Source organism: Pseudonocardia sp. DSM 110487, from assembly GCF_019468565.1.
Lineage (GTDB): Bacteria > Actinomycetota > Actinomycetes > Mycobacteriales > Pseudonocardiaceae > Pseudonocardia.
Window position 1 is genome coordinate 8,983,040 of the sequence record NZ_CP080521.1, and the last position, 14,423, is coordinate 8,997,462.

A 14,423-nucleotide genomic window follows, 5' to 3' on the forward strand; every position below is an offset into this window, starting at 1 on the left:
GACTAACCTCTGCAGGTATGGGACTGCCGAACGACCCCGACCAGAAGCTGACCGAGTACGCGCACCCCGAGCGCCTGGTCACCACCGAATGGCTCGCGCAGAACCTGGGTGCCGACGGGCTCGTCGTCGTGGAGTCCGACGAGGACGTGCTCCTCTACGACACCGGGCACATCCCTGGCGCGGTCAAGGTCGACTGGCACACGGAGCTGAACGACCCCGTCACCCGCGACTACGTCGACGGCGTGCGCTTCGCGCAGATCTGCGCCGAACGCGGCATCACCCGCGACACCGCGGTCGTGTTCTACGGCGACCGCAACAACTGGTGGGCCACCTACGCGCTCTGGGTGTTCTCCCTGTTCGGGCACCCGGACGTGCGGATCCTCGACGGTGGCCGCGCCAAGTGGGTGGCCGAGGGCCGCGAGATGACCACCGAGCAGCCAAAGCCGACCCCGGTGGACTACCCGGTCTTGGAGCGCGACGACACGAAGATCCGGGCGTTCAAGGAGCAGGTGCTCGCCCACCTCGGCAAGCCCCTCGTCGACGTGCGGTCGCCCGGCGAGTACTCCGGCGAGCTGCTGCACATGCCCGACTACCCGCAGGAGGGCGCCGTGCGCGGCGGCCACATCCCCGGTGCCGCGAGCGTGCCGTGGGCCCGCGCGGCGGCCGAGGACGCCACGTTCAAGCCGCGTGCCGAGCTGGAGGCCATCTACCAGCAGGAACAGGGTCTGTCCCCGGACGACGACGTCGTCGCGTACTGCCGTATCGGCGAGCGGTCCAGCCACACGTGGTTCGTGCTCACGCACCTGCTCGGGTTCCCGAAGGTCCGCAACTACGACGGCAGCTGGACCGAGTGGGGCAACTCGGTTCGCGTGCCGATCGCGCAAGGCTCGGAGCGCGGGTCCGCATGACCGAGGCATCGACTCGAGCGCTGCCCTCGCAGCTGGCCGAACTCGTCGACGACTTCGCGAGCGTCGGGCCGAAGGACCGGCTGCAACTGCTGCTCGAGCTCTCCCAGGAGCTGCCGGAGCTGCCGGAGCGCTATGCCGACGCCGCCGACACGATGGAGCAGGTGCACGAGTGCCAGTCACCGCTGTTCCTCGCGGTCGAGGTCGGCTCCGACCCCGAGCGGCGCGTGCACCTGTTCTTCTCGGCCCCGCCAGAGGCGCCCACCACCCGCGGGTTCGCGTCGATCATGCGGACCGGTCTCGACGGTGAGGCCGCGGCTGACGTGCTCGCCGTTCCCGACGACTTCTACACCGCGCTCGGGCTCGCCGAGGCCGTGAGCCCACTTCGGTTGCGCGGCATGGCCGCGATGCTCGCCAGGATCAAGAACCAGGTGAGGGTCGCCACCGCAACCTGAACGCTGCCCCGCAACCTCAAGTCCTTGTGAAGAACGTTCCGCAGGACGGGTGTGGGCCGCAACACTGTGAGCCGTCTCATGAAGACGGCTCAGGAGGTGTTCGATGGCCCTCGCAACAGCTACCGCTGACACCTGGGGCATCGCCGGTTCGACCTTCCTGCCCGCTTACCTGCTGATCGCGGTAACGGTCGGGGCTGTCGGCGTGTGCACGCGAAGAGCACTGGCCGAGCCGGGTGCCACGAGGCCCATCGACGACATCACCACCCACCCGCACGACGTGGCGTACCTGGCGAGCGGCAGCGAGCTGGCGATCTGGTCGGCGCTGTGCGCGATGCACCTGCGCGGCACGCTCACCGCAGGCGACGGCACCGTGCGGGCGGTCGGTCGCCTCGACCCCGGCTCCGACGACCTCGAGAAGGCGATCCACGCCGCCGCGGGCTCGCCCGTTGGGCACAGGCGGCTCAAGTTCCACCGCTCCGTACAGCCCGCCCTCGTCGCGATCGAGCAACGGCTGGTGGCCGCCGGGTTCCTGCTGTCCGACGACCGCCGCAGGCGGATCCGCCGGGTCGGGTACTGGCTGCTCGGGGTCGCCGCGCTCGGGCTCCTGCGCGTGCTCGCCGACGTCGCCGAAGCACGCCCGGTCGGCCTCCTCGTCACCGCGCTCCTGCTCGTCACGGCCACGGCCGCGCTGCAGATCGCCTTGACCCCGCGGCGCAGCCGGCGCGGCAACCGCGCACTTGCCGCACTGCGCGACCGGCACCGTGCACTCGCGCCGGAGCGGGAACCGGACTGGCAGTCGCACGGCCCGGCCGGTGCCGCGCTGGGAATCGGACTCTTCGGCACGGAGGCGCTCACCGCCTCCGCGCCCGGTTTCGCCCGGGAGATCGCGCCTCGGATGGCGGCCGCGCGGGAAACCGGGATCTCAGGTCTCGCCGTCAGCGGAGGGGGTGACGGCGGAGGTGGCGGTGGCGGCAACAGGGGGTGAGCCGCCACCGTCGGGGGAACCGGTCGGGGTGATCTAGGTCGCCTCGCCCCCGCAGCGCCGTCTCGAGGGGTGGCGGAGCTGCGGGGGCGGGCGCATGTGGGTCACACCACGGCCCGCTGATCGGGCATCGGTCCCTAAACTCCCGGGTAACCACTGCGCCGGGGCACTGGCCCCCGGGCACGCCATTCCAGGAGGCCGACCGTGCCGCGCTTGAGCAAGGTCCTCGTCGCCAACCGCGGGGAGATCGCCGTTCGTGTCGTCAGGGCCTGTCGCGACGCCGGGATCGCGAGCGTCGCGGTGTTCGCGGACCCCGACCGCGACGCCCCTTTCGTGCGGCTGGCCGACGAGGCGTTCGCGCTGGGCGGCACCACGGCGGCCGAGTCCTACCTCGACTTCGACAAGGTGATCGGGGCGGCCCGCAAGGCGGGCGCCGACGGTATCCACCCCGGCTACGGCTTCCTCTCCGAGAACGCCGAGTTCGCCCATGCCGTGATCGACGCCGGCATCACGTGGATCGGGCCCACCCCGCAGGCCATCCGCGACCTCGGCGACAAGGTCACCGCCCGTCACATCGCCACGCGCGCGGGCGCGCCGCTCGTCCCCGGCACCCCGGACCCGGTGTCCGGCCCGGAGGAGGTTGAGGCGTTCGCCGACGAGCACGGGCTCCCGATCGCGATCAAGGCCGCGTTCGGCGGCGGCGGGCGCGGGATGAAGGTCGCGCGGGAGCGCAAGGAGATCCGCGAGCTCTACGAGTCCGCGGTCCGCGAGGCCGTCGCCGCGTTCGGGCGCGGCGAGTGCTTCGTGGAGCGCTACCTCGACAAGCCGCGCCACGTCGAGGCGCAGGTGCTGGCCGACACCCACGGCAACGTCATCGTCGTGGGCACCCGCGACTGCTCGCTGCAGCGGCGGTTCCAGAAGCTCGTGGAGGAGGCGCCCGCCCCGTTCCTCACCGACGAGCAGCGCGCCACGATCCACGAGTCCGCAAAGGCCATCTGCAAGGAGGCCGGCTACCACGGCGCTGGCACCGTCGAGTTCCTGGTCGGGCAGGACGGACTCATCTCGTTCCTCGAGGTCAACACGCGGCTGCAGGTGGAACACCCGGTGTCGGAGGAGACCTCGGGGCTCGACCTGGTGCGCGAGCAGTTCCGCATCGCCGAGGGCGAGGTGCTCAACCTGCTCGAGGACCCGGAGCCGCGCGGGCACTCGATCGAGTTCCGGATCAACGGCGAGGACGCCGGCCGCAACTTCCTGCCGGCCCCTGGCACCGTCACCGCGCTCGCGCTGCCGTCCGGGCCTGGCGTGCGGGTCGACGCCGGTGTCGAGGCCGGCTCCGTCATCGGCGGGCAGTTCGACTCGCTGCTCGCCAAGCTGATCGTCACCGGGTCCGACCGCGCCCAAGCGCTGCAGCGCTCCCGCAGGGCGCTCGCCGAGTTCCAGGTCGAAGGCATGGCCACGGTGCTGCCGTTCCACCGGCTCGTGGTCGACGACCCGGCTTTCGCCGAAGACTTCAGCGTGCACACGCGATGGATCGAGACCGAGTGGGACAACACGGTCGAGCCGTTCATCGGCGGCGAGGGCGCGGACGCCGAGGAGGTTCCGCGCCAGACGGTCGTGGTCGAGGTGGGTGGGCGGCGCCTCGAGGTGTCGCTGCCCGGCGACCTGGCCATCGGCGGCTCCGCCCCCGCGGCCGCGAAGGCTCCGCCGCGCAAGCGCGGTGGCGGCAAGGGCGGCTCCGCGGTGTCTGGGGACGCGGTCACCGCGCCCATGCAGGGCACGATCATCAAGGTCGCGGTGTCAGACGGCGACACGGTCTCGGCGGGCGACCTCGTCGTCGTCCTCGAGGCGATGAAGATGGAGAACCCGGTCACGGCGCACAAGGACGGCACGATCACGGGCATGTCCGCCGTGCAGGGCAGCTCGGTGTCGCAGGGCACCATCATCTGCGAGATCAAGGATTAGAAGGCACTGGACCCCGTAGAGATCAACGCAGGACTCTGGTACCTGCGCGCCCTCCGCTGCGACGACCGCGTGGACGACCGGCAGGCGGTGGTCGCGTCCAGCCTCGACCCGGAGATCGCGCGGTGGCGACACCGTCCGCCGGCCGACCCCGCGGACGCGGAGGCCTACATCCGGCGGCGAGCCGCCGAGTGGCAGCGTGACGAGCGGTATTCCTGGGCCGTGTGCGAGGCGACCACCGGCGAGATGCTCGGCGAGGTGGAGCTCAACGAGCTCGACCTCTGCCACGGCACCGCCGAGGTGGCGTGCTGGGCGCTCCCGGCGGCACGCGGGCGCGGCATGACCACCACAGCGGTCTCCGCCGTGCTGCGGTTCGCGTACGGCGGGCTCGGGCTGCACCGGGTGACCTACGCCTGGGCGGACGGCAACACCGCCTCCGGGCGCGTGGCGGAGAAGTGCGGCTTCCGGATCGAGGGGCGCCAGCGCGAGGCCTGGGCGGTGGACGGGCGCCGGATGGACGTCCACATTGCAGGCCGACTGGCGACGGACTGTTGACGATCGACTACACCGCGACTTAACGTCAGCGGGCCAGGTGATTCCACAGCAACCGCACCGTGCTGAACAAGTGCATAGCGGAAAGCAGTGACTACCCGTGTGACAACCGACCACGGGGCCCGGTGATCCCGCCACGCGGAACGCCGCGCCGCGGATCCGTTCACCACGCTGGCTCAGGCCGCGCCGTGAACACGCCACGCACGTCCACATCGGCGACCAGGATCCGTCATGCCCCCCGACACATTCATCACCAGTCATATCCATACCGACGGGCCGATACCCGGCCCCCACTCCCTGCTCACCCTCGTCTCCGCTGCATACCCACGCAGCGGCGGGCGACCGACCTCCGTGTTCACCACCAACGTCCGAGAGCTGCCCGGAGCCACCCTCCACCCGCTCGCCCTCCAGTCCTGGAGACGTCGGTCGGAGGACTGGCTCTCCACCCGGCGGGCCAGCCGACCCCCTGCCCCTGCGATGAACGCCTACGCCAGCTGGGTCAACCGGCTGCCGGGACGTCCGGTGTTCGTCACCGACACCGCTGATCCGGACTACCTGTTCCTCTACTGGTACTTGCAGCGGTTCACCGGGGACTGGCCCTTCGCCAGCACCCGGGGCGATGCGGAGCTCCACCGCCGCCTCGCCTGCACGACCCTCTGCCCGCTCACCGGGTGTCGCACCGCCGACGCGGCGCTGGCCCGGACGAGCTGACGGAGCACGCCACCGGCCGGTGCGTGGGCCCGCGCACCGGCCGTCGGCGTATCCGGCACCCATCTGCTCGCTCCGACACGACCGTTCGCACTCGCACACGTTTCCGCGCGATCCGCCCTCCCGGTCGGGCGAGCGACCTAGCGTCCCGCTCGTGACCGAAACCCTCTCCCCTGCTCTCGACACCCGCCGGCACGTCCTCAGCACCGCAGAGTTCGATGTGCTGTGGGAGTGGCTCGGGCTGGCGCCCACGCCCGTCGTCCTGCAGCTCGCGTCCCCCGGTCGCACCCACAGCGAGCGGAGGGCGATCCAGACCGCGGCGTGGCAGGGCCTCCGTCAGCGGGAGCTCGCCGGCTCCGACGGGCCCGACCCGGAGCTGGCGCGGCTCATGCACCTGCTCGCCCGGCCGGAGGAACAGCTGGAGCTACGTGCATGGTGGGGCCGTGAGGTGCGGGTGCTCGGCGCAGGCCGGCACGGCGCGGGCGCGCTCGCGCTGCGCGAGGCCGACAGCGTGGTCGTCACGGCATGCGGCTCGCTCCCGTCCGCGCTGCTCGGTGCCTTCCCGCCGGCCGATCGCGGTCCGGGGCGCGCGTGCACGGTGCCCAGCGCGGTCCTCGCGGCGGCCCCGGCGGCCAAGATGCGGCCGGCGCTGATCGGGGCCGGTGTGCCATCGGCCGAGGCGGCGCTGCTCGCGACGATGGTCGCAGGCACCCGACAGCGAGCCCAGGTCGTGGCGCTCGCTGCAGACCGGTGGGGCGTCCTGCGTCGGGCCGGCGGCGTGCTGGGTGTGCTGGACGGGCCGCGCGGCCGCTACCTGCTCACCCGCAGCACCGGCGAGGACGGCGTGGAGTGGGCGACGATCGCCCCGGCCGACGACCGGCAGCTGCGGCACCGGATCTCCGAGCTGCTCGCCACGGCGGTGGCGGCCGCGGCCCGCTGAGCGAGCTTGCGAGCGAATCGACGTCACAGCGCCTGCGCCCAGCGCGCGAGCTTGCGAGCGCGCCAATCGATAGAGCGCCCGGCGAAGCCGGCCGAGCGCAGCGAGGCCGAGCGGTGAGCGCCTACTTGCGGAGGCCGGAGGTCACCCCGCGGCCGGCGACGGCCCCTGCCACCCCGGCGAGCACGGTCAGCCCGGCCAGCACGATCGCGAGGAATCCGAGTCCGGACACGAGCAGCCCGACCCCCGCCGACACGGCACCGACGGCGAGACCGGTACGTGCCACACCGGGGCCGGTGCGATCACGGGTGACGAACCGGGCGGCCGCCGCGGTGAGGACCAGGGCGAGCAGCCCGCTGAGCGGAGCCACCAGCGCGGTCGGCGGCAGCACGAAGTAGGTGACGTCGTCCACGAGCTGCGCGCCGACCCCGGCGAGCAGCGCGGCCCCGACGGGCACGCGGGACGTGGCAGGCAAGGTGGTCATGCCGCCGATCGTCCGCGCCGCGGTACCCGGCAACATCCGGGATCCCCCGGACCCACCCCCGACCCACAACCCCGCGAGTCGCGGTCTAGATGCACGCGAGTCGCGGTCTCCATGCGCGCGAGTCGCGGTCTCCATGCGCGCGAGTCGCGGTCTCCGTGCACGCGAGTCGCGGTCTGGATGCGCGCGAGTCGGGGCCCGGACGAAGCCGAGTTATCCACATCGACGTCTCGTTATCCACAGCCACCGACATGGTCTGTCCACGGGTCGGCAGCGGCCGCGATCGTGATCCACGTGGATACCTCGCCCCTCGGCCTGCACGGCGCGATGTCGCGGCAGGACGCCATCATCCGATTCGGTGCCCAGGAGGTGCGCCGGATGCAGGAGTCCGGACGCTGGCAGGCCCCGTGGTCAGGCGTCCTCGTCGACGCGGACCGGCTCACCGACCCCCTCACGCGCGCTTCCGCAGCACTCGCGCTCGCCGGCCCCGACGCGGTGCTCGGCGGGCCAACCGCGGCCTATGTGCACGGCTGCCGCAGTGTGGAGCCGCTGCCGGTTCATCTCGTCGTGCCCTACGGCCACTGGCTACGTTCTCGTCCCGGCTTGGACGTGCACAACGGCCGGTTCCTCGACACGGATCGGGAGACCCAAAACGAGTTGGCCGTGCTGAGCCTTGAACGCGTGCTCACGGACATGCTCTGCCGGGCGCGGCCCTCCGATGCCCTTGCGGTGGTCGACGAGGCGCTGGCGATGACTGATCCGGATCGCAGAGAGGCGTTTCGAGCGGTCATCGCGCGAAGGCTGGAGCGGCGCCGGGACCCACGAGGTACGCGCCGAGGAGCGCGAATCCTCGGCGTGGCGACGGGCCGAGCCGAGTCGCCGGCCGAGAGCTGGTTCCTATGGCGGATCGTCGACTGTGGCTTCCCCACGCCCGAGGTCAACTGGTCATTGCGCGGGCCGGACGGCCGTGAGATCCGTCGGCTGGACTACGCGTGGCCGGAGCTGCGGATCGCGGTCGAGTACAACGGCTATGCCGTGCACAAGGGGCGCGAGGCCGAGGACGCGGCGCGCATCGACGATCTGCGCCGCAGGGGCTGGATAGTCATCGTCGTAGAGGCCGAGGACCTTGCGCGTCCCGGGCGATTCGAAACGGCCCTCGAACAGGCGTTCCAGCAGCGCGGAGTCGACGTGAGCCGGCGCACTCCGCGCTCCCTCGAGGGACGGCGGCACCGGGAACCGCGGGAGCGCCGTGTCCGGGCTTCTCGTTGAGCCTGGAGCGCGCGAACCTGCGTCATCCCACAACTCCTGCACCCAGAGCGCGACTCGCGTACATCGAGACCGCGACTCGCGTGCACCCAGAGCGCGACTCGCGGGGGTTGGGTCAGAGGGACTTGCGGCTGGGGCGGCTGCGCAGTGCCGCCACGTAGTCGTCGGGGGCACCCGCCTGTTCGGCGGCGTCCGCGATGACCCCGAGGTAGCGGGCGCTGGGGAGGCCGCCCTCGTAGGCGTCGAGCACGTAGACCCACGCGAGGACGTCGCCTTCGAGGGTGTGCACCCGTAGCCGCAGCTTCTTGTGCAGGCCGAGCTCGCCGCCCTCCCAGCGGTCGAGCTGCGCGGTGTCGAGGTCGGAGACGTCGTAGAGCACGACGAACACCTGCGAGTCCGGGTCCTCGACGACGGTGGAGAGCGCGCCCTCCCAGCCGAAGTCCTCGCCGCCGAACGTCAACCGCCACCCCATGAGCCACCCGGAACCCGCCATCGGCGAGTGCGGGGCACGCTCCTTCATCTGGGCAGGATCCATGTTCGACCCGTAGGCGGCGTACAGCGGCACCGCCACAGAGTAGAGCGACGCGTCCCGCGTACGGTGCTCGGGGAACGGAATCGGACAAAGGAGGGCCTGCTCCGGTGACGCGAATCGTGATCATGGGTGGCGGACCGGCGGGCTATGAGGCCGCCCTTGTGGCAGCCCAGCACGGCAGTGACGTCACAGTCGTCGAGCGTGACGGCATGGGTGGCGCCTGCGTGCTCGACGACTGTGTGCCGTCGAAGACCTTCATTTCATCGGCGGGCGTCCGCGTCGACATGCACCGTGCCCCGGATCTCGGGGTCACGACCGATGCGATCGGCGTGGACCTGCCCACCGTGCACTCCCGGGTGAAGGGGCTGGCGCTCGCCCAGTCGGCGGACGTCAGGGCCCGGGTCGAACGGGAGGGCGTGCGGATCATCAAGGGCACGGCCGCCTTCACCGACGAGCCCTCTCCCCACGCACCGCACCTCGTCGAGGCGCGCACCCCGGACGGAGGCCACGAGGAACTCCCCGCCGACGTCGTGCTCATCGCCACCGGAGCTACCCCGCGGGTCCTGCCCGACGCGGTCCCGGACGGCGAGCGAATCCTCACCTGGCGCCAGCTCTACGACCTGCAGGAGCTGCCAGAACACCTGATCGTGGTCGGCTCGGGCGTCACGGGGGCGGAGTTCGTGTCGGCGTACGTCGAGCTCGGCGCCCGCGTCACGCTGGTGTCCAGCCGCGACCGGGTGCTCCCGGGCGAGGACGCCGACGCCGCGGCGGTGTTGCAGGACGTCTTCACGGAGCGGGGCGTGCAGATCCTCTCCCAGGCACGCGCCGACTCCGTCAAGCGCGACGGCGACGGCGTCGTTGTCGCGCTCGCCGACGGCCGCACGGTCACCGGTTCGCACGCGCTCATGACGGTCGGCTCGGTGCCGAACACCGCCGACATCGGGCTGGAGAAGATCGGAGTCGAGACCGGCCGCGGCGGCTTCATCCCGGTCGACCGCGTGTCGCGCACCTCCGTGCCCGGCGTGTACGCGGCCGGTGACTGCACCGGCCTGCTCATGCTCGCCTCCGTGGCCGCCATGCAGGGCCGGATCGCGATGTGGCACTCCCTCGGCGAGGGAGTCGCGCCGATCAAGCTCAAGACGGTGGCGGCCGCCGTGTTCACCCGGCCGGAGATCGCCACCGTCGGGATCAGCCAACGTGCGATCGATGCGGGCGAGGTACCGGCCCGCACGATCATGCTGCCGCTGTCGACGAACCCGCGCGCGAAGATGCAGGGCCTGCGCCGCGGGTTCGTGAAGCTGTTCTGCCGTCCGGCCACCGGGGTCGTGGTGGGCGGTGTGGTGGTGGCGCCCGTGGCGAGCGAGCTGATCCTGCCGATCGCGCTCGCGGTGCAGAACGGGCTGACGGTGGCGGACCTCGCCCACACGTTCTCGGTCTACCCGTCGCTGTCGGGGTCGATCACCGAGGCCGGGCGGCAGCTGATGCGCCACGGCGACTTGGACTGAACGCGCACTAGGCGCGAACGTGCCCCCGCCCGGGCCCGGAGTCGCGCGTCCGGGTCCGGGCGGGGTGGCGGCTGTCAGGTGGTCAGTGCGGTGAGGGCGGCGCGGGTCAGGACGCGGACACCGAAGGGGAGAGCGCGCTCGTCCAGGTCGAACGTGGGCTGGTGGATGTCGCGCATCGGGCCGTCGCCCGACCAGACGCCGAGGCGCGCCATCGCGCCCGGGACGTGCTCGAGGTACCAGGCGAAGTCCTCGCCGCCGCTGGACTGCAGGGTCTCAGTGGAGGCGGCCGGGCCGCCGACGGAGACAGCCGCGCTTGCGAGCATGCCGGAGCTGACCGCCTCGTTGACGACCGGTGGCACGCCGCGGATGTGGTCGAGCTCGTAGGTGACCCCGGTGGGGGAGAGCACGGACTCCACCAGCCGCTGGATCGTGTCCTCCAGCTCACCCCACGTGGCGTGGTCGGCGGTGCGCAGCGTGCCCCGTAGCACGCCGTGCTGCGGGATCGCGTTGGCCGCCTCGCCCGCCTGCACCGCGCCCCAGACGAGGACGGTGCCGGAGCGGGGGTCGACCTGCCGGGTGAGCAGCAGCGGGACCTGCGTGATGAGCAGGCCGATGGCCTCGACGAGGTCGGCGGTGAGGTGCGGGCGCGATGTGTGGCCGCCCGGGGACGTGAGCCGAACCTCGAGGACATCGCACGCGGACGTGATCGGGCCGACCCGGGTGCCGAGCCGCCCCGCCTCGAGGCGCGGGTCGCAGTGGAGCGCGAAGATCCGCTCGACCCCTTCCATGGCGCCGTCGGCGACCATGTCGATGGCGCCGCCCGGCTGCACCTCCTCGGCCGGCTGGAAGATCAGCCGGACCCGGCCGGGCAGCGCGGGTGCCGACGCCAGCGCGAGGCCGGCCCCGAGGAGCATGGCGGCATGGGCGTCGTGGCCGCAGGCGTGCATGACGCCGTCGACGGTGGAGGCGAACGAGAGCCCGGTGTTCTCCTGGAGGGGAAGCGCGTCGAGGTCGGCGCGCAGGGCTACGCAACGCTCACCGAACCCGACATCACAGACGAGACCGGTGCCCCCGGGGAGGGTGCGTGGCTCGAGGCCGACCGCCATCAGTTGCTGGCGGATCATCTGGGTGGTGCGGTGCTCGGACCGGCCGAGCTCCGGTACCGCGTGGAACGATCGGCGCCAGCCCACGACGTCGGCGCGGTGGGCGTCGAGCCAGGCGTCGAGCCAGGCAGGGCCACTACCCGCGCCGAGATCGGGAACGGCGAGGTCGGCAACGGCGAGGTCGGAGTGCGCCTCCAGAAGGGTCACCGGGCACCACCGGCCCGGCCGGCCCTCGGTCGGCCTGCCACGGCGCGGTGCGTCAGCGGACCGCGCATCGAGGCTGCTGTCACGTGCATCTCCCAATCGTGCTCACCCGGACGGCGGTAGACCAACCGGAACTGGGCCTGTTCGCGGTTTCGGCGCCGAGGTGTTGCCGATCTGAGGCGGGCGGGCCCGTAGCTGCTGACGAACGGTCGCCGCGCCGCGCGACGAACGGGGTCTCGCGCCGTTCGTCGCATGTGTTACGCGCGCGACGATCGCCCGACTTGCCGGTCGGAGGGACCCGAACATGAACGGTGGTACCCGCTGGAGGGTCTGCGACGCGCGGCCGGGCCGACACCACCCGGAGAGGTGATCCGGGGGTCGGAAGCGCAGCGTGGGCCCGTACTGGCCAGAATGGGTGGGTGGGACAGGATAGCTCGGACTCCGAGCAGGTGCGGCGGATCGGTGGCCGCTACACGCTGTCCGGGCTGCTCGGCGCGGGTGCGATGGGCACCGTGTGGTCGGGCTTCGACGAGGTGCTGCAGCGCCGGGTCGCGGTCAAGGAGCTGAAGGTCCCTCCAGGTGTGCCGTCGCACGAGGCGGCGGAGGCACGGGAACGGATCATGCGCGAGGCGCGCGCTCTCGGCGGCCTCTCCCACCCCAATATCATCACCGTCTTCGATGTGGTCGACGTCGAGGGCGAGCCCATGGTCGTCATGGAGCTCGTGCCCTCGCGCAACCTCGCCACGATGATCAGCGAGCACGGCACGCTCACGATGTCGCAGGTCGCGGTCGTCGGATTCGCGACGGCGGGCGGGCTGCGTGCCGCGCACCGCAGCGGGATCACCCACCGCGACGTGAAGCCGGGCAACGTGCTCATCGCCGACGACGGCCGCGTCAAGCTGACCGACTTCGGCATCGCCCGCAACGTGGCCGACGCGCCGATGACGAGCGCGGGCCTCGTGCTCGGCTCGCCCGCGTACATCGCACCCGAGGTGGCGATGGGCAAGGCCGTCACGCCCGCCGCGGATCTGTGGGGGCTGGGCGCCACGCTGTTCGCTGCCGTCGAGGGCCGTCCGCCCTACGACGTGGGCGGCGACCCGGTCGCCACGATCACCGAGGTCGTCGACGGTGACGTGCCGCGTCCGCGCGGCTCCGGTCCCGTCGTGGACGTGATCAGCGCGTTGATGCGCAAGGAGCCGGAAGCGCGGATGCCCCTCGAAGAGGTGCGCCAGCGCCTCCGGCCACTCATCGAGGACCCGGACGACCCGGTCTACCCCGGCTCACCGGACGCCCCGACGATCGGGGCGGGCATCCACGTGCCTGCCCCGGCTGGGCGCACCGAGCTCTCCGGCCCGCGTCCCGCACCCCTGCCACCCAGCCCCACCGGCACACGCGCTCCGGTGGGCGCGGCGCCGCTCGCGCCGTCACCCGGCCCGCTCCCCGGGCTGACCTCGAACCCCGCGCGTGCGCACGCACCGCCCCCACGCGCCACCACGGTGACCGGCGTCGCCGCGCTCGGGTACGTCCTCGCAGGCGCCGCCGTGGTGATGGCCGGGATTCTGGGCGGCTGGACCGTCACGCGCCTGCTGGGCGGCCAGTCGCCCACCGCCACGGTGAACGTGACGTCGACGAGCACCGAGCTCGCCCAGCACAGCGACCAGCTCGGCTTCACGATTCCGGTGCCGCGCAACTGGACCGCGTACCCGCACGTGCCGATCGACGGCGAACCATCCGTCAGCTTCGTGAGCCCGGACGGCCGCGAGGAGCTCACGGTGGAACGGGCGGCGTCCGCCGAGGCGGCCCAGTCGGTGCCCGGCACGCAGCTGGACGGCCCGACCGAAACCTCGGGCGGAGCGGTCCAGCTGCGGTACACCGACGACGAGCGCACCTCGTGGCGGCACGTCCAGCCCGCGGGCAAGGGCGCGTGGACGGTCACGCTGACCGTTCCCGACAGCGCCGCGGGAGAGACGTCCGCTGCGCTCTTCGAACTGCTCGTGGACGGGTTCGCACCGACCACCGCTTAGGCTGCCGGCCATGAACGACCCCGCCGCCGCAGCAGCGGCCATCGCGAAGGCCACCGGTGTGGACAGCCACGACGTCGCCGTGGTGCTGGGCTCCGGCTGGCGCCCCGCCGCCGGCATCATCGGCGAGCCGGGCCACGAGATCGCGATGGCCGACCTGCCCGGCTTCCGGCCCCCCGGGGTGGCCGGGCATTCCGGCACCGTGCGGTCCGTGACCGTCGGCGAGCGCCAGGCTCTCGTGATGCTGGGTCGCACCCATCTCTACGAGGGTCACGGCGTCGAGCCCGTGGTGCACGGCGTGCGCACAGCCGCCGCGGCGGGGTGCCGCACCATCGTGCTCACCAACGCCGCGGGCGGGATCCGCGAGGGCATGCGCGTCGGCGAGCCCGTGCTGATCGCCGACCACCTCAACCTGACGAGCCTGTCGCCGCTGTCCGGGCCGGCGTTCACCGACCTGACTGACCTGTACTCGCCGCGGCTGCGCAAGATCGCCCGTGAGATCGACCCGGAGCTCGCGGAGGGCGTCTACGTCGGGTTGCCGGGGCCGCACTTCGAGACGCCTGCGGAGATCCGCATGTTCCGCCTGCTGGGCGCCGATCTCGTGGGCATGTCGACCGTGCTGGAGGCGATCGCGGCCCGCGCCGCGGGCGTTGAGGTGTTCGGGCTGTCGCTCGTTACGAACCTCGCGGCGGGCATCACGGGCGAGCCGCTCGACCACCACGAGGTACTGGCCGCGGGAGCTGCCGCGGCGGGCCGGATGGGGGCGCTGCTGCGCGACCTGATCGAGCGCGCATGACCCGCGCCGACGCACTT

General features: G+C 72.3%; 14 protein-coding genes. 11 read left to right on the forward strand and 3 right to left on the reverse strand.

Annotated features, from left to right (window positions below; all coding sequences use genetic code 11):
* The first annotated feature begins 17 nt into the window (after positions 1-17).
* The 7 genes from K1T35_RS42175 (at position 18) to K1T35_RS42205 (ending at position 6,501) form a co-directional block, all read left to right on the forward strand.
* A complete protein-coding gene (locus tag K1T35_RS42175) occupies positions 18-908 on the forward strand; it encodes a sulfurtransferase (protein WP_220257260.1) in 891 nt (296 codons plus the stop codon).
* Positions 905-1,360: a SufE family protein gene (locus tag K1T35_RS42180; protein WP_220257261.1), complete on the forward strand. Its 456-nt coding sequence runs from the start codon at positions 905-907 to the stop codon at positions 1,358-1,360. Before K1T35_RS42175 ends, K1T35_RS42180 begins: the two co-directional genes overlap by 4 nt.
* A 103-nt stretch (positions 1,361-1,463) precedes the next feature.
* Positions 1,464-2,345 carry a TIGR04222 domain-containing membrane protein gene (locus tag K1T35_RS42185; RefSeq protein WP_220257262.1) on the forward strand — a complete coding sequence of 294 codons (882 nt, stop codon included), beginning with the start codon at positions 1,464-1,466 and terminating at the stop codon, positions 2,343-2,345.
* Positions 2,346-2,546: 201 nt separating this feature from the next.
* The gene (locus tag K1T35_RS42190; RefSeq protein WP_220257263.1) at positions 2,547-4,304 is read left to right on the forward strand and encodes an acetyl/propionyl/methylcrotonyl-CoA carboxylase subunit alpha; all 1,758 of its coding nucleotides are present in this window, start codon (positions 2,547-2,549) and stop codon (positions 4,302-4,304) included.
* 69 nt (positions 4,305-4,373) lie between these two features.
* On the forward strand, positions 4,374-4,856 hold the full coding sequence (locus tag K1T35_RS42195; protein ID WP_370645241.1) for a GNAT family N-acetyltransferase: 483 nt from the start codon (positions 4,374-4,376) through the stop codon (positions 4,854-4,856).
* 228 nt (positions 4,857-5,084) lie between these two features.
* Positions 5,085-5,564, forward strand: coding sequence for a hypothetical protein (locus K1T35_RS42200; RefSeq protein WP_220257264.1), 480 nt, complete (start codon positions 5,085-5,087; stop codon positions 5,562-5,564).
* Between the two features lie 151 nt (positions 5,565-5,715).
* Complete coding sequence (locus tag K1T35_RS42205) at positions 5,716-6,501, forward strand: ESX secretion-associated protein EspG (protein ID WP_220257265.1); 786 nt, start codon at positions 5,716-5,718, stop codon at positions 6,499-6,501.
* Between the two features lie 121 nt (positions 6,502-6,622).
* Here the strand turns inward: K1T35_RS42205 and K1T35_RS42210 are convergent, their stop codons facing one another.
* Positions 6,623-6,982: a hypothetical protein gene (locus K1T35_RS42210; protein ID WP_220257266.1), complete on the reverse strand. Its 360-nt coding sequence runs from the start codon at positions 6,980-6,982 to the stop codon at positions 6,623-6,625.
* A 291-nt stretch (positions 6,983-7,273) separates the two neighbouring features.
* Between K1T35_RS42210 and K1T35_RS42215 the strand changes: the two genes are divergently transcribed.
* Positions 7,274-8,248 (forward strand): hypothetical protein, encoded by a 975-nt coding sequence (locus K1T35_RS42215; protein WP_220257267.1) that lies wholly within the window; start codon positions 7,274-7,276, stop codon positions 8,246-8,248.
* Positions 8,249-8,360: 112 nt separating this feature from the next.
* Here the strand turns inward: K1T35_RS42215 and K1T35_RS42220 are convergent, their stop codons facing one another.
* Positions 8,361-8,810: a gamma-glutamylcyclotransferase gene (locus K1T35_RS42220; RefSeq protein ID WP_220257268.1), complete on the reverse strand. Its 450-nt coding sequence runs from the start codon at positions 8,808-8,810 to the stop codon at positions 8,361-8,363.
* Positions 8,811-8,884: 74 nt separating this feature from the next.
* On the opposite strand from K1T35_RS42220, the gene K1T35_RS42225 reads away from it, so the two are divergent.
* Positions 8,885-10,282: an NAD(P)H-quinone dehydrogenase gene (locus K1T35_RS42225; RefSeq protein ID WP_220257269.1), complete on the forward strand. Its 1,398-nt coding sequence runs from the start codon at positions 8,885-8,887 to the stop codon at positions 10,280-10,282.
* 74 nt (positions 10,283-10,356) lie between these two features.
* Here K1T35_RS42225 and K1T35_RS42230 read toward each other — a convergent pair whose 3' ends face one another.
* A complete protein-coding gene (locus K1T35_RS42230) occupies positions 10,357-11,592 on the reverse strand; it encodes an amidohydrolase (RefSeq protein WP_220257270.1) in 1,236 nt (411 codons plus the stop codon).
* A 416-nt stretch (positions 11,593-12,008) separates the two neighbouring features.
* Between K1T35_RS42230 and K1T35_RS42235 the strand changes: the two genes are divergently transcribed.
* Both K1T35_RS42235 and K1T35_RS42240 read left to right on the forward strand, forming a co-directional pair.
* Positions 12,009-13,613 (forward strand): serine/threonine-protein kinase, encoded by a 1,605-nt coding sequence (locus tag K1T35_RS42235; RefSeq protein WP_220257271.1) that lies wholly within the window; start codon positions 12,009-12,011, stop codon positions 13,611-13,613.
* A gap of 10 nt (positions 13,614-13,623) precedes the next feature.
* Positions 13,624-14,406, forward strand: a complete 783-nt coding sequence (locus K1T35_RS42240) for a purine-nucleoside phosphorylase (protein ID WP_220257272.1) — start codon at positions 13,624-13,626, stop codon at positions 14,404-14,406.
* The last annotated feature ends 17 nt before the right edge of the window (positions 14,407-14,423 follow it).

Bases quoted from the DNA above. Each gene is read 5' to 3' on its own strand.
- K1T35_RS42240 (WP_220257272.1), top strand. From the start codon at position 13,624: ATGAACGACCCCGCCGCCGCAGCAGCGGCCATCGCGAAGGCCACCGGT.
- K1T35_RS42180 (WP_220257261.1), top strand. From the start codon at position 905: ATGACCGAGGCATCGACTCGAGCGCTGCCCTCGCAGCTGGCCGAACTC.
- K1T35_RS42200 (WP_220257264.1), top strand. From the start codon at position 5,085: ATGCCCCCCGACACATTCATCACCAGTCATATCCATACCGACGGGCCG.
- K1T35_RS42210 (WP_220257266.1), bottom strand. From the start codon at position 6,982: ATGACCACCTTGCCTGCCACGTCCCGCGTGCCCGTCGGGGCCGCGCTG.
- K1T35_RS42185 (WP_220257262.1), top strand. From the start codon at position 1,464: ATGGCCCTCGCAACAGCTACCGCTGACACCTGGGGCATCGCCGGTTCG.
- K1T35_RS42175 (WP_220257260.1), top strand. From the start codon at position 18: ATGGGACTGCCGAACGACCCCGACCAGAAGCTGACCGAGTACGCGCAC.